Annotated in this window: 14 protein-coding genes; 9 read left to right on the forward strand and 5 right to left on the reverse strand. The window is 65.5% G+C overall.

The window, feature by feature from the left end:
• Positions 1–193 (forward strand): GTP cyclohydrolase I (locus C2U70_RS27275; protein ID WP_186294505.1); only part of this gene is annotated, 193 nt, incomplete at its 5' end.
• Positions 194–220: 27 nt separating this feature from the next.
• Positions 221–643 (forward strand): phosphoribosyl-AMP cyclohydrolase, encoded by a 423-nt coding sequence (gene hisI, locus C2U70_RS27280; RefSeq protein ID WP_140981722.1) that lies wholly within the window; start codon positions 221–223, stop codon positions 641–643.
• Positions 644–722: 79 nt separating this feature from the next.
• On the opposite strand, the gene C2U70_RS27285 is transcribed toward hisI, so the two are convergent.
• Complete coding sequence (locus C2U70_RS27285) at positions 723–2,273, reverse strand: outer membrane protein (protein ID WP_140981723.1); 1,551 nt, start codon at positions 2,271–2,273, stop codon at positions 723–725.
• Positions 2,274–2,580: 307 nt separating this feature from the next.
• On the opposite strand from C2U70_RS27285, the gene C2U70_RS27290 reads away from it, so the two are divergent.
• From C2U70_RS27290 to C2U70_RS27300, 3 genes are all read left to right on the forward strand, one after another.
• Complete coding sequence (locus C2U70_RS27290) at positions 2,581–3,552, forward strand: helix-turn-helix transcriptional regulator (RefSeq protein ID WP_186294506.1); 972 nt, start codon at positions 2,581–2,583, stop codon at positions 3,550–3,552.
• A gap of 110 nt (positions 3,553–3,662) precedes the next feature.
• Entirely contained in the window at positions 3,663–4,706 is a 1,044-nt protein-coding gene (locus tag C2U70_RS27295; protein WP_140981725.1) for a transglycosylase SLT domain-containing protein, read from the forward strand.
• A gap of 150 nt (positions 4,707–4,856) precedes the next feature.
• On the forward strand, positions 4,857–6,026 hold the full coding sequence (locus C2U70_RS27300; RefSeq protein WP_140981726.1) for a DUF2336 domain-containing protein: 1,170 nt from the start codon (positions 4,857–4,859) through the stop codon (positions 6,024–6,026).
• A 177-nt stretch (positions 6,027–6,203) separates the two neighbouring features.
• On the opposite strand, the gene C2U70_RS27305 is transcribed toward C2U70_RS27300, so the two are convergent.
• Together C2U70_RS27305 and C2U70_RS27310 are read right to left on the reverse strand one after the other, a co-directional pair.
• On the reverse strand, positions 6,204–6,782 hold the full coding sequence (locus C2U70_RS27305; protein ID WP_140981727.1) for an Hpt domain-containing protein: 579 nt from the start codon (positions 6,780–6,782) through the stop codon (positions 6,204–6,206).
• A gap of 29 nt (positions 6,783–6,811) precedes the next feature.
• Positions 6,812–7,357 (reverse strand): response regulator, encoded by a 546-nt coding sequence (locus tag C2U70_RS27310; RefSeq protein ID WP_140981728.1) that lies wholly within the window; start codon positions 7,355–7,357, stop codon positions 6,812–6,814.
• 167 nt (positions 7,358–7,524) lie between these two features.
• Between C2U70_RS27310 and C2U70_RS27315 the strand changes: the two genes are divergently transcribed.
• Genes C2U70_RS27315 through C2U70_RS27325 form a run of 3 tightly spaced genes read left to right on the forward strand, consistent with a single transcriptional unit; the run spans position 7,525 to position 8,974 of the window.
• A complete protein-coding gene (locus C2U70_RS27315; protein ID WP_140981729.1) occupies positions 7,525–8,091 on the forward strand; it encodes a DUF2975 domain-containing protein in 567 nt (188 codons plus the stop codon).
• A 1-nt stretch (position 8,092) separates the two neighbouring features.
• Positions 8,093–8,344: a helix-turn-helix domain-containing protein gene (locus tag C2U70_RS27320; RefSeq protein ID WP_140981730.1), complete on the forward strand. Its 252-nt coding sequence runs from the start codon at positions 8,093–8,095 to the stop codon at positions 8,342–8,344.
• 45 nt (positions 8,345–8,389) lie between these two features.
• Positions 8,390–8,974, forward strand: a complete 585-nt coding sequence (locus C2U70_RS27325; protein WP_140981731.1) for a hypothetical protein — start codon at positions 8,390–8,392, stop codon at positions 8,972–8,974.
• Between the two features lie 25 nt (positions 8,975–8,999).
• Here the strand turns inward: C2U70_RS27325 and C2U70_RS27330 are convergent, their stop codons facing one another.
• Together C2U70_RS27330 and C2U70_RS27335 are read right to left on the reverse strand one after the other, a co-directional pair.
• Positions 9,000–9,779: an NAD kinase gene (locus C2U70_RS27330; RefSeq protein WP_140981732.1), complete on the reverse strand. Its 780-nt coding sequence runs from the start codon at positions 9,777–9,779 to the stop codon at positions 9,000–9,002.
• Positions 9,780–9,933: 154 nt separating this feature from the next.
• The gene (locus tag C2U70_RS27335; RefSeq protein ID WP_140981733.1) at positions 9,934–11,832 is read right to left on the reverse strand and encodes an autotransporter outer membrane beta-barrel domain-containing protein; all 1,899 of its coding nucleotides are present in this window, start codon (positions 11,830–11,832) and stop codon (positions 9,934–9,936) included.
• A gap of 381 nt (positions 11,833–12,213) precedes the next feature.
• Here C2U70_RS27335 and C2U70_RS27340 point away from each other — a divergent pair.
• Positions 12,214–14,157: caspase family protein (locus tag C2U70_RS27340; protein ID WP_140981734.1), on the forward strand; the 1,944-nt coding region annotated here is incomplete at its 3' end.

Raw genomic sequence — 14,157 nt, forward strand, 5'->3', positions numbered from 1 at the left:
CGCGGCCGCCATCGACGAGGTGTTGAAGCCGCGCGGCGTTGCCGTGCTGGTCGAGGCGGAGCATACCTGCATGTCGGTGCGCGGCGTCGCCAAGCATGGTGCGATGACGTTCACCAGCCGCTTCACGGGCATGTTCCGCGACAACCCGGCGGAGCAGGCCCGCTTCCTGTCCCTGGTGCGAGGCACGCGCTGATCCTCGCAAGTAACTGGCGAGGATCCTGTGTCCGCTCACTCCCACGACATCGAGGAAGGCCTCGACTTCCGGCCGAAATTCGATTCGGCCGGCCTCGTCACCTGCGTTGCGACGGATGCCGCCACCGGCGACGTGCTGATGGTCGCGCATATGAATGACGAAGCCCTGCGCAAGACCATTGCGACCGGCGAGGCCTGGTATTTCAGCCGCTCGCGCAACGCCTTGTGGCGCAAAGGTGAGAGTTCGGGTCAAACCCAGCGCGTCGTCGAGATGCGCACCGATTGTGACCAGGACGCGGTCTGGATCAAGGTCGAGCAGGTCGGGGCGGCCTGCCATACCGGCCGCAGGTCCTGCTTCTATCGCAAGGTCGAGCCCCAGGGCGGCATTGCAAGACTCGTCTTCGTCGATGCCGAGCGGCTGTTCGATCCGGACAAGGTGTACAAGACGTGATGGCGCAGCCGCGCTTGTGGTTGGCGACAAAGCCCCGGCGGACAGCCGGGGCTTTTCTGTTGCTGAATATAGAGCCGGCTCAGTACTTCGCGACCACTGGCGAGTTGAAGCGATAGACCAGCGCGGTGCTGATGGTCTGCACCCAGGGCTTGAAGGAGGGTGTCACGACGCTGAGTGCGCCGGCGGCGGGGTTGCCCGGAACAAAGGTCTCCGGGAGGCTGATGCGATCATAGAATGCGGAGCGGTACTCCGTCTTCATAAACCAGCCTGGTGCGGCTACGCCGAAGATATTGAGGCTGTTCTCGACGCCACCGCCAACGAACCAGCCGTCACGATGAAAGGAGGGCGTCGTCGTCAAGGCTACGCCACCAGGAGTCTGGAACGATTGCGTGGTTCCGGACCAGTCAGAGCCGGAATAGCCGGCGTTGACATAAGAGAGGACGTTCGGCGCTACCAGATAGCCCAATCGCACACCGACGGCGTAGCTCGTGCGCAACTTCTCCTGACCTTCGGTGCCGCTCACGAGACCGAAGAAGGGATCAGCCAGGGAGCCACGAATGTCGCCGAATTGTCCGTCAGCAAACACGCCAGCGACCCAGTTGCCGCCGAACTGGCGGTCGTAGCCGGCGCCCACCGTGCCGAACCAGCCGCTGCCGCCGTAGCGACGGTCGAGGGTGGTGATCGGAGCTCCTGCCAGGCCCGCGCTGACAAAGGCGTTGCTGTCCGCAGCCCACAATCCGCCGCCTGCGCCACCGAACGCATAGAAGCCGGTCCAGTTTGCGACTGGCACAGGCGCTTTGGTGTACAGCCGTTCAGTTGTCGCCGGCGCCATGCCGGGCGAGTTGAAGCGGTACACCAGCGACGTGCTGACGGTCTGGGTCCACGGCTTGAAAGTCACGGCCGTTCCGGTTTGGGTGCCAACGAAACCCGGGAAAATGTTGGTCTCCGGCAGCGTGGCACGGCTATAGAAGGCCGAGCGATATTCGGTCTTCATGAACCAGCCCGGCGCAGCGATGCCGAAAATGTTGAGGCTGTTCTCGACGCCACCACCCACGAACCAGCCATCGCGATGGAACGAGGGGGTCGTGCGGAAGACTGCGCCTCCTGGAAACACTCCGGTAAGTGCCGCGCCAGACCACTCCGAGCCGGTGTAGCCGGCGTTCACGTAGGAGAGGACGTTCGGCGCGACCAGATATCCCAACCGCACACCGGCAGCATAGCTCGTGCGCAGTGTCTCATCGCCTTGGTTTTGGAAGAAGGGATCGCTCAACGTGCCGCGGATTTCGCCGAACTGTCCATCGGCGAAGACGCCGGCGACCCAGTTGCTTGACTGCCAGTCGTAGCCGGCACCGACGGTTGCGAACCAGCCGCTGCCGCCGAGGCGCCCGTCACGGACAATCGTCGTACCTGGTGGAGGAAGGGCACCAAAGCCGGCAGGCGGGGGACCGATCGCAACGACACTGCTGTCCGCCGCCCACAACCCGCCGCCAGCACCGCCGAACACGTAGAAGCCGGTCCAGCTTGCGACCGGGGTTGGCGCTTTGGCGTAGGGGCGGGCCGCCAGATCGGCGGCGCACGCCGATCCGGTCATCACTGCTCCCGCGGTCAGAGCGAGCACAAACTCTTTCATCTTGAAGTCTCCAGCAAGTCCGAGGCGATTGCGCATCTTGTCCATCGCCGCAGGCTAGAGCGGGGGCGCAGGAGCCGCTTGGACAGGAGTGAAATGCGGATAGGACTGTAGGGAAGTCCGTGCAGGTTCTTTCGCGCGCGATGCAAAAATCACACAGGCGTGGCGGCACGCCGGTCCAACGAAATTCGTCATTGTCCCAACAATCCCTGTTGCTGCGGCAATGATGGCACTCGATAATCGACTCGCGAGGCCCACGAAATCCTGCCGAAGAAACTTCGGGCGACGCAGTTGCAGGAGCGCGCCTCTCATGGCCTCGGACGAACTCGATTTCAGAACCCTTCAATTCAAGTCGCCCGAGTCCCCCGACCGCAATTGGCTCGAATGGTTTCGCGACGAGTACGGCCGCCGGCTCTACAAGATCGAGATTGATCCAGCGCCCGACGCGCCGTTCCGGCTCGACGTTGCCACCCGGATGTTGCCCGACGTTGCCATCTCGCAAAGCGTTCGCTCCCCCATGCGCACGTCGCATCGTGGCGACGATAACGACGACGTCAGCATGCAGCTTCTGCTCTCGGGTCACGTCTCGATCCAGGCCGGCGGCGAGGCCCACGAGATAACTCCCGGCATGGGTGGCATCGGCCGTCATGGCACCGCGGCAACCATCGATATCCCCGCGGAGGCGAGGTTCTTGAGCATTCGCCTGCGGCGCAAATTGATCGAGCCGCTGGTCGGGAATTTCTCCGATTTGCGCGGCTTCGCCGTGCTAAAAAATACCCAGGCGTTGCGATTGCTGCTCGGCTATGTCCGCATGCTGGACACCGAAGACGCCATCGAGACGCCTGAGGCGCGCTATCTCGTCACCACGCATATTCACGACCTTGTCGCGCTCGCCTACGGTGCCACGCGCGACGCGGGAGCCGTCATCGCGGAACGCGGCAAGCGGGCGGCGCGGCTTGCCGCCGTCAAGGCCGATATCCTGGACAATCTCGCCAGCCCGCGCCTGTCGGTGACGACGTTGGCGGCGCGACATGGCGTGACGCCGCGCTATCTGCATATGCTGTTCGAGGCCGAGGGCGTGACCTATTCCGAGTTCGTGCTCGGTCATCGCCTGCTTCACGCACACCGCATGCTGAGCGATCCGCGATATGTCGGTGTGGCGCTCAATTCCATCGCGCTTCAGGTCGGCTTCGGCGATCTGTCCTATTTCAATCGGACCTTCCGCCGCCGCTTCGGCGCGTCGCCGACACAGGTGCGCGCGGCGTCCCGCGCCCCGGAATGACCGGGGGGACGACCCGGGAAGTTCTTAACCCCGCATTAACCATAGCTGTCCCAGGGTGACACGACAGGGCGCCGAATTGCCGGCGCCGCCAACGCGCTTGCGGCACCATCATGTCGGTCGACAATTCAAGTGCCACGCTGACGGCCAATATCGATCCGTCGCGGGCGCGTGTTGCCGGGGCGATCAAGCAGGCCTCCAGCCGCACCGGCGTCAGCTTCGAATACATGTTGACGACCGCGAAGATGGAATCCGATTTCAACCCGACCGCGGGCGCCTCGACCTCGTCGGCGCACGGGCTCTACCAGTTCATCGACCAGACCTGGCTCGGCACGGTGAAGGAGGCGGGCGGCAGGCTCGGCTACGGCAGCTATTCCGACGCCATCACCAAAACGTCGTCCGGCAGCTACACCGTTTCCGACTCGTCGATGAAGCGCTCGATCATGAAGCTGCGCGACGATCCGCAGGCCGCCTCCGACATGGCCGCGGTGCTGACGCAGTCCAACAGTTTCAAGCTCACCGGTCTGCTCGGCCGCCGTCCGAGCGACAGTGAAATGTACATGGCGCATTTCATGGGCGTCGGCGGCGCGGCAAAACTGATCGCGAATGCCGAAGACAATCCGCGCGCGACCGCTGCGCGGCTGTTTCCCAATGCCGCCGCGGCCAACCGCTCGATCTTCTACGACAAGAGCGGCGGCGCGCGCAGCGTCTCCGAAGTCTATTCCGTGCTGTCCTCGCGCTACGCCAGCGCGGCAAATTCCAAGGCGACGCGCACCGCCATGGCGCTCTATGGCGACACGCCGTCGACGACGCAGGTGGCGAGCGCAAACGCCGTGCCGGCGACTGCGCCCGTCATCGACAACGCCGCCTATCTCCAGACCTTTCCGAGCACGACCGCGCGCGCGGTGACGCCGGTCACCGCGCCGCAAGCCACGACGGTCGCCGATAATTCGACCGCGAGCACGCCGGTGTTCCGCTCGATCTACCAGCCCGGCGACACCAGCCAGCCGGTGTCGACGACCGTGCAGAAACTCTGGGGCAACAACGCCTCGCTGACCTCGGTCGCATCCGCGACCTCGGTCGCGAGCGCGACGCCCGAGGTCCGTCCGCCGCAACCGCTCGACCTGTTCAGCGATCGCAGCGGCACCTTTAGCTGACGCTGGTCTCGCGCGCGGCTTTCAGCCCTTAACAAAACGTCAATAAAACCAGTTGGTTATGGTGAACGCTTTGTTAAGCGTCGTAGTTTATTTTGTCTTGCAGGTGACGAGCGTCACCGTTTCGTTGTCGTTGCGTAGGCCGGAAGCAGCATGATTGTTCGGCAGTTCATCAATTGGATCAGGACGGCCTCGGCGGGTGAGCGGGCCGAAGCGACGCGGGCATTGGCCCGTGCCTGGTTGATCTCGGATCTCTCGTCAGACGACCGCATCGCGGCCGAAGGCGCGCTCTTGATGCTGCTCGACGATCCCTCGTCCCTGGTGCGCCAGGCGATGGCGGAGGCGTTTGCGCGCAGCACCGACGCGCCGGCGGCGATCGTGCAGGCGCTCTCGACAGACCAGCCCTCCGTCGCGTTGCCCGTGCTCGAACATTCGCCGCTGTTGATCGATGCCGACCTCGTCGACATCGTCGCGACCGGCGATGGTGAGGTGCAATGCGCGATCGCCCGCCGCATCGTGCTGCCGGCGTCAGTCTGCGCCGCGATCGCCGAGGTCGGCTGCGCCGCCGCAGCGCTCGAGCTGATCGAAAATCCCTATGCCGAGCTCGCGCCGTTCTCCTGGGACCGCATCGTCGAGCGTCACGGCCATCTGGCCGCGATCCGCGAAGCGATGCTGGTGCTGGAGGATCTCCCCGCAGCGACGCGCGCCGCGCTGGTCGCAAAGCTGTCCGATACGCTCGCCCAGTTCGTGGTCGCCCGCAACTGGCTGAGCGCCGACCGTGCCGAGCGCGTTGTGACCGAAGCGCGCGACCGCTCCACCATCAACATTGCCGCACGCTCGCGCGGCGAGGAGATGCAAGGCCTCGTGCACCATCTGCGCGCGACCTCGCAGCTCACCGCAGGCCTGATCCTGCGCGCGCTGCTCTCGGGCAATCGCGAGCTGTTCGACGCGGCGCTGGCTGAACTGTCCGACCTGCCGCTGGCGCGCGTTTCCGCGCTGCTGCACGACCGCGGCGGCGCCAGCCTGCATGCGCTCTTGCGCCGCGCCGGCTTCCCGGAATCGACCTATGCCGCGTTCCAGGTCGCGCTCGATGCCTGCCACGAGAACGGCTTCGTCGACAGCCATGACGGTGCCGCGCGGCTGCGCCGGCGCATGGTCGAGCGCGTGCTGACCCATTGCGAGACCGATCGCGGCGCGACCGAGCCGCTGCTGATTCTGCTCCGGCGCTTTGCGACCGAATCCGCGCGCGAAGAAGCAAGGCTGTTCTGCGACGAGCTCGCCGCGGAAGAGACGATCGTGCGCTACGATCTGGCGGCTGCGTAGCGAACGCGCACGGTGCCGTAGGTGCCGTAGGGTGGGTTAGCTTGGCGGATGCGCGAAGCGCAGCCCGCAAGGCGTAACCCGCCACTTCTGTTTCCGCGGAAAGAAAAGAGGTGGGTTACGCCAGCGGACCGCGCTTTGCGCGGCCACGTGCTAACCCACCCTACGGCAGCGTGCCCGCTACTCCCCCGGCACGATGCTCGGCGCCAGCACCGCTTCGAGATGCTCGGGGCGATCGCGGTTCACATGCGCGAGATATTCGTCGGCGACCTTGCGCAGGCGGCGGCTCAGCTCGCTGCCGACGGAGATGCTGTCGAGCTTGGTGTTCTCGCTCACGATCGCCTGGATGGCGTTGATGTGGTGCGAGAACAGTTCGGCCGGCACTTTGGCGAGATCGGGCGCGTGCTCGACGACGCGGCACAGGCTCTCGGCAATGACGGCGGCGGACGGATAGCCGAACGTCGCGGCATCGCCCTTGATGTCGTGCGCGGCGCGAAACAGCTCGTCGCGCGCATCCTTGGTGAAGCCGACCTTCTGTACGGCCGCGTAAGCCGTCACCAGCCGGCCGGCTTCGATCGCCATCCAGTCCTTGAACTCGCCGGACAGGCCGGCAAGGGCCTGCTCGGCGCGTCCGACCGGATCGTCCATGTCTTTTTCCTCGACCCGGCGCAGCACCTTGCGCAGCGGATTGGGCTGCGTGATGACGTGATGGGTGGGGAAGGCCTTGACCTCGATGTCCCGTGCGCTGTTCTTGGCCATGATGCCTCCTCGAGGCTTGACGATGTCGGCTAGATGGACGATCGCGCCTTGTCGAGCAGCGAGGGCTGTTGCATCACCTCGTGCTTTTCGCCGACGCGGCGTTCGGGGCCCATATAGGCGGAGTTAGTGTTGCGGCGCCGGTCCGGGCCAAAGTAGGTTTTGGTCTTGATGAAGGGCCGGGGGCTCGCGACCACGTTGAGGATGCGCTGATAGAGGCCCTTTGCCGAGATCGGCTTTGCCAGAAATTCGGTGACGCCGGCATCGCGCGCGACTGTGACGCGGCGCTTCTCGGAATGGCCGGTCAGCATGATGATCGGCGCGTAGGGGTTACCCTTGGATTCCGGCTGGCGGATCATTTGCGCGAGCTCGAGCCCGTCGAAGATCGGCATCGCCCAGTCGGTGATGACGATGTCGGGCACGTAGTGGCTGTACATTTCCAGCGCAGTCGCGCCGTCCTCGGCCTCGTAGACTTCGCGCGCGCCGAAGGAGTGCAGCAGCGTCCGCAGGATGCGGCGCATGTGCGGATTGTCGTCGCAGACGAGGAAGCGCAGCTTGTTGAAATCGATGCGGAACATGACGCCCAGGCCAAGCGGTAGACTTCGTTAACCATATCGCGCCCGGGGTTAACGAAGCGTTGCCAGACGAGGCGCCGGCGCAATCATGCTCGCCAGTCGCTTGTCGTAATCTCGCCATTTTTTATCGTAAAACAATAAAAATATTCAGTGAGACGGGGAATTCTCCAATGAGCGTGATTGCCTTTCCCTATCCGGCGCCGGCGCAACCCAATCGTCTGCGGCGGATTGGCCGCTTCGTCGCGGTCGGTTCGATCGTCTGCGCCGGGGTTGCGGTGATCGGCGTGCCTGTTCTCTGGTCGAGCGAAGATCTGGTCCGGCAATGGGTGCTCACCCAGACGCCGCTGGGATCGCGGCCCTTCACGCTCAATCTCGACACGCGCATCTCGGGTGCTGCGATCAGCCTGCTCGGATTGGCGCCGGTGATCTTCTGCCTGCTGCAGCTTGCGGCGCTGTTCTCGCGCTTCGCGCGCGGGGAGGTGTTCGTCGACGCCAACGCCGCGCGTATCCGCCGGATCGGCATCGCGCTGATCGCCAACACCTTGCTGTCGCCGCTCGTCCAGATGCTCACCACCATCAACCTGACGCGGGCCAATAGTCCCGGCCAGATCGTGGTGCAGTTCGGCTTCGAGCTTTCGCATGTGCTGTCGGTCTTGAGCGGCCTCGCGCTCATCGCCTTCGCCAGCATCATGACCGAGGCGGTGCGCCTGTGGCACGACAACAGCGAGATCATCTGACATGCCGATCATCGTCAATCTCGACGTCATGCTCGCCAAACGCAAGATCCGCTCGCGCGAGCTCGCGGCGCGCATCGAGCTCACCGAGGCGAATGTCTCCCTGCTGAAGTCGGGCAAGGTCCGCGGCATCCGCTTCGACACGCTGGAGAAGATCTGCGCCGCGCTCGACTGCCAGCCCGGCGATATCCTGGAATACGTTCCGGATAGCGCTGACGATGCCGAGCCGCGTGCAGCGCCGCGCCGGTCGGCCTGAGCGCACGTCGTATCCCGCAACAGTTTCGACATGGAGACGCCTGCGATGGTTCGCTGGCCGCAATTGCTTGCGTGCGCGCTTGCGCTGGTTCTGTCCGGTTGCGGCTCGGTGCCGCTGACGTCGATCGCGCCGCTGGCCCGGATCGATGCGAAGACGACCGATCTGTCGATACTGCGCGTCGCCGTGCAACTACCCGACGCGCTGCGGCCGCGCGCCGGCGGGGTCAAGCTCGACGTGGTGGTCAAGGTGACGGGGGAGCCCGAAATCAAGACGAGCTTTGCGATGACGGAGGTCTCGGACGCACGGGAGCGCGGCGCGCTGCCGGCGCCGCCCGCGGGAGCGTCGAGCACCATCTATCGCCTGTCGCCGGGCGATGCGGCGCGCTTCGATGCGCTACGTGCCTCGGTGCTCGAGCAGAGCGGGAAGGGCAGGAAGGGGTCGATGGGGCTGGGCGTGGCGGCCCGCGAGTTTTGTCGTGCGGGCGAGGGGCCGTCGGCGCGGCTGCCGGTGACGATCTACCTGATGACCTCGGAGACGCGCAGCTTCGTTCCGGTCGTCAGAGACTTCGACGTGCTCGGCGATCCCGCTTTGGCCGGCGGGCTTGCCTCGCTCGATACATGCAAGCCGTGACGGCGGGGACAAACGGTTATTCGCCTCAATGGCTGAACTGCTCGCGCAGGATCCGCTCTTCCAGGCTGTGCCCGGGGTCGAACAGCATGCGCATCGAAATGGTCCGGTCGGACAGCACCTCGACGCGGCAGACGTCGCGCACCTCGTCATGATCGGCCGCGGCTGCGACCGGACGCTTGTCGGCTTCGAGCACCTCGATGACGACGAAGGCCCGGTTCGGCAGCAGCGCGCCACGCCAGCGGCGCGGCCGGAAGGCGCTGATCGGCGTCAGCGCGAGCAGCGCCGCGTTGATCGGCAGGATCGGACCTTGGGCGGACAAATTGTAGGCGGTCGAGCCCGCGGGTGTCGCGACCATGATGCCGTCGGCGCTGAGCTCGGGCATGCGCTCGTGTTCGTCGATCAGGATTCTGAACCGCGCGGCCTGGTTGGTCTGCCGGAATAGGGCGACCTCGTTGATGGCGTGGTGGAGATGCACGGTGCCATGCATGTCGGTGGCCCGCATCAGAAGCGGATGGATCACCGATTCATGCGCGGCCTCGAGCCGGCCGCGCAGATCGTGGGTCGAATATTCGTTCATCAGGAAGCCGACCGTGCCACGGTGCATGCCGTAGATCGGCTTTCCCGTGCGCATGTTCCGGTGCAGCGTCTGCAGCATCAGGCCGTCGCCGCCGAGCGCGACGACGACGTCGGCCTTGTCGGGCTCGCAATTGCCGTAAGTCCCGGTGAGCTGCGCGAACGCAGCCTGCGCCTCGGTGCCCGGGCTGGCGACGAAGGCGATCCGGTCGTATCGCGGGGACTTGGTCATGGGCTCGCGGGCACGCTTGGCTCGAGGGGAGGGCGCGGACGGTCGTCTATAGACCTCCGGGGCCATTGTCGAGGATGACCGGTCCCGAACGCAAACGGGCGGCCGTGAAATCGACCGCCCGTCTGGATTCAGGGTAAAAAAGTCCCGATTGAGGTCAGTATTTGGCGACGACCGTGCCGCCCGGGTTGAAGCGATAGTTCACGCCGACGGTGGTGACGAAGCCCTGATGTTTCAAATCGACGAGCTCGCCCGCGAGCGAATAGCGCTGGGTCCCGATGTCGTAGTAGTTGGTCTCCGACCGCACGGTCCAGTTCTTGGCAAGCGCGAATTCACTGCCGAACCCGAGCGTCCAGCCCACCTTGGTCTGGGTGTCGTTGGCACCGCAGTTGAGCAGGAAGACGTTATTCGGTCCGGTGTTGCAGGAGCCGAGCAGTTTTGTGTTGGCGAAGGCGATACCGCCGCGCCCGTAGATGATCGAACGATCCCAGAAGGCGTAGCCGACGCGGCCCGTGGCGGTGCCGATCCAGTTCACCCAGGCTTCGCAGGTGGCGTCGATGTTCGGGCAGGCGCGCGCGCCATGTGCGTTGGTGGCGTTGATGTTGCCTTCGACGCCGAACACCCACTTGCCACGCTGCCAGTCGTAACCGGCCTGGATGCCGCCGAGACCGCCGGCATAGCGGGGATTAGTGCTGGTGCCGGCTGCGACGAAGTCCCAGGCGGTTCGGCCGGTGAGGATGCCGGCGCTGCCGCCGATGAAGAAGCCGTTCCAGTCATAGGGCGTGACGACTGCGACCGGTGCCTTCACGGGAGCCTTGGCGTACATCGGCGTGGGCGAGATCATTTCCGGCGTGAACTGGTAGCGGATGCCGCCGTTCAGGCTGTAGCCCTCGATGTTCGAGCCGTTGCGATAATCGGCGCGCAGATAGCCGAGCAGGCCGGTGCCGACGACCTGTCCCGAGACGCCGACGCCGATCTGGCCATAGGTGCCGATATTGGTCGAGGAGATCTGGCCAGCACCGGACAGCAGGTTCAGCGGAACCGGCAGGCCGGCGTTGTCGAACGACGAGGAGATCGCGCCCTGGAATTCGTGGTAGACGCTGGCGATCGCAAAGGGCTGCCAGACCATGTTGCCCGACGCGATGGTGGTGCCGCCGCGGACGCTCAGGCGTCCGAGCTGGCTGTTGATGTCGCTGACGTGGAGCGTGCCGGGCAGGGTGAGGCCGGTGCCGGTCACGAGGGTGCCCGTGACCGTGAGCGGATCGACCTTGACCTTGGACACCACGATGCCAGCCGACGGCTCGATGAACCAGTTGTTCTGGAGCGGCATGTTGTAGCCGACATTGCCGCTGAAGGCGATGCCGCGAGCGTCGAGCTTCTGGCTGTACAGGCCGCTGACGAGGGGGTCGTTGAGCGAGTTCTGGTAGTAGTCGCCGCGGAGCTGGCCGTCCACGAAGAAGCCGCCCTTTGTGATGGCGACGTACATGCCGGCGAACGGCACCTGCAGATTGTCCTCGAAGGTGCCGCCGAGCGGATTGAGCGCACCCGCCGACGACTTGTCGCGGGCGCGCGCGCCGAGATAGCCGACGGTCGAGCCGACGTGGACGTTGAAGCCGTTCCAGTTCAGGCGCGCGATATCCGTGCCGGCCTGCACGCCGGCGAATTGAAGGCTGGTCGAGTTGTTGCAGGTGATCGTGCCAGGCACGGGAACGCCGACGACCGAGATGTTCGTCGTGGTGCTGGTGCTCTTGGTGGTGATGTCGCCACCGATCGCGCGTGCCCAGACGCCGCCGCCTTCCTGATTCGGCTTGGGATTCGGCGGCGCACTGACGAACGCGCTGCCTTGCGTGAGGAAGGCGGTGTTCGCGGTGTTGATCGCCGAAATCAGCGAGTTGACTGCGCCACCCGAGGCAAACGGCAGGAGGGGAGACAGTGCTGCGCCCAAGCCAGTGCCCGTACAGTCGGCCATGGCAGCCGGCGACGCACCGAGTGCTGCCACCACCACGACGCTGGCAAATCCCGTCCGCCCCAGGCGGGTCCCTGCCAAGAATTTCATTGCAGTCTCCAATCGAAAAAGAATCGGCGCGCCTACGCGAAACAATTAGAAACAAGGCTATTGCAGATGTGCAGCGCTCGAAAAGGACGATCGAGCCGGTTCCCTGTGGTCGGCCGCGGATTTTGTGTGCGCTGTACCACGGCCGCCACATGCGGCGGGATGTCGCGGCCATTCACCCGATGGGGTTGTGATGTCGATCACGTTGCCCGCCCGATGCACGGGATACCGTTGCAGGAAGCTCTTTCGGCGCATTGATCGCGCGCGGCCGCGAAGATAAACTTCGGTCAAACTTAGCGAATTTTCGGGCGGGCAGCGTACGATCCTTACGTCCAGCGGAGATGAGGATCTGTGCGGCGCTATGCGCCCGGCATGGAATTTTTGATGATCAGGCGCCTTATCGCACTGGCGGCGAGAATCGGCGGGGCCATTCTGTTCATGGCCCTCGTGACCGATTCCGCTTTTGCCGAGCGGCGGGTGGCGCTGGTCGTCGGCAACTCGACCTACCAGTCGGTTCCGCAACTGCCCAATCCGTCGCGCGATGCGAGCTCGGTCGCAAAAATGTTTCGCGACGCCGGCTTCGACACGGTCGAGACGCTGATCAATGTCGGCAATCTCGAGTTCAAGCGCGCCATCCGCAAGTTCGAGGCCACGGCCGATCAGGCCGATATTGCCGTTGTCTATTACGCCGGCCACGGCCTCGAGATCGGCGGCACCAATTACCTGATCCCGGTCGATGCGCGGCTGGCAAGCGACCGCGACGCCGACGACGAGGCGATCCCGCTGGAGCGGCTGGTCTCCTCGGCGGACGGCGCCAAGAGGCTGCGCCTGGTCATTCTGGATGCCTGCCGCGACAACCCCTTCGTCACCACCATGCGGCGCGAGCGCCGCAACACCGTGAGCCGCGCGGTCAGCGGCGGTCTCGGCAAGGTCGAGCCGACCTCGACCGACACGCTGATCGCCTACGCGGCGAAGGCAGGCTCGACGGCCGACGATGGCGACGGCGAGCACTCGCCGTTCACGACGTCGGTCTTGAAAAATCTCCCGGTGCCCGGCCTCGACGTCCGCCTGGCCTTCGGGCGGGTGCGCGACGAGGTGCTGAAGGCCACCGGCAACCGCCAGGAGCCGTTTGTCTATGGTGCGCTCGGCGGCGGCACCATTTCGCTCGTACCGGCACCCGCGGTGCCGCAGGAGCAACCTGTCAGCGACGTCAAGGCCGACTTCGACCTGGTGCAGAAGATCGGCACCAAACGGGCGTGGGAAGTGTTCCTCGCGACGCATCCGACCGGCTTCTATGCCGAGCTCGCCCGCGCGCAGATGGAGGCGCTCGGCAACCAGCCGCAGGCGCCGCCTGCGAACGTCCAGGTCGCGGCCTATCCGCAGGCCCCGCAGCCGCCGCGCGACGTGCCCCCGACCAGGGAGCAGATCGAGTGGGACAAGATCAAGGACAGCGTCGACATTCCCGTGCTGCAGCGCTTCGTCAAGCGCTTCCCCGATGCGCCGCTCGCGATCACCGCGCAGCAGCGCATCGACATGTTGAAACAGGCGATTCAGGAGCGCGAGGACAAGGCCCGCGCCGATCGCGAAGCCGCGCGCGTTGCCGCCGAAGAGGTCAGGCGCAAGGCCGATCAGGAGAAGGCCGAGCTCGCCGCCCAGAAGAGGCGCGAGGACGATGAGCGCCGCGCACGCGAAGCCGAGGCGGCGGAGAAGGCGAGGGCGGCTGTGGCCGCCGCTGCCGCCGAGAGGAAGCGCCAGGACGATGAGAAGCGGGCCGCAGCCGCCGAGGCCGAGCGGCAGGCCAAGGCCGCGGAAGCCGAACGCAAGGCGCTCGAAGCCAGGCAGCGCGCCGAGCAGGCCGAGCGCGACAAGGTTGCTGCGGAGGCTGCTGCCGCAAAGGCCGCGGCTGAGAAGCAGGCCAAGGACGCCGAAGAGGCGCGCAAGCGCGCCGAGATCGCCGCCAATCAGGCCAGCGCCGCCGAGAAGAAGCGGCTCGAGGACGAGCGCCGCGCGGCGGCCGCCGAAGCCGACCGGCTCGCCAGGCAGTTGGAGGCCGAACGCAAGGCCCAGGACGCCAAACAGAAAGCCGAACAGGCCGAGCGTGACCGGGTCGCCGCGGAAGCCGCCGCAGCCAAGGCTGCTGCCGACAAGCAGGCGCGCGAGGCCGACGAGGCCCGCAAGGCGGCCGAACTCACCGCGAGCAAGGAGGCCGTCTGCAAGAGCGAGCAGGGCAAGCTCGATTCGATCATGCTGAAGGGGAGTGAAGGCACCGGCCTCGACGATCTCAAGACGTTCTCGAGGACCGTGAGCTGCGACCGGCTCGGCCCGGTC

The organism is Bradyrhizobium guangdongense (assembly GCF_006483445.1).
GTDB classification, from domain to species: Bacteria; Pseudomonadota; Alphaproteobacteria; order Rhizobiales; family Xanthobacteraceae; genus Bradyrhizobium; species Bradyrhizobium guangdongense_A.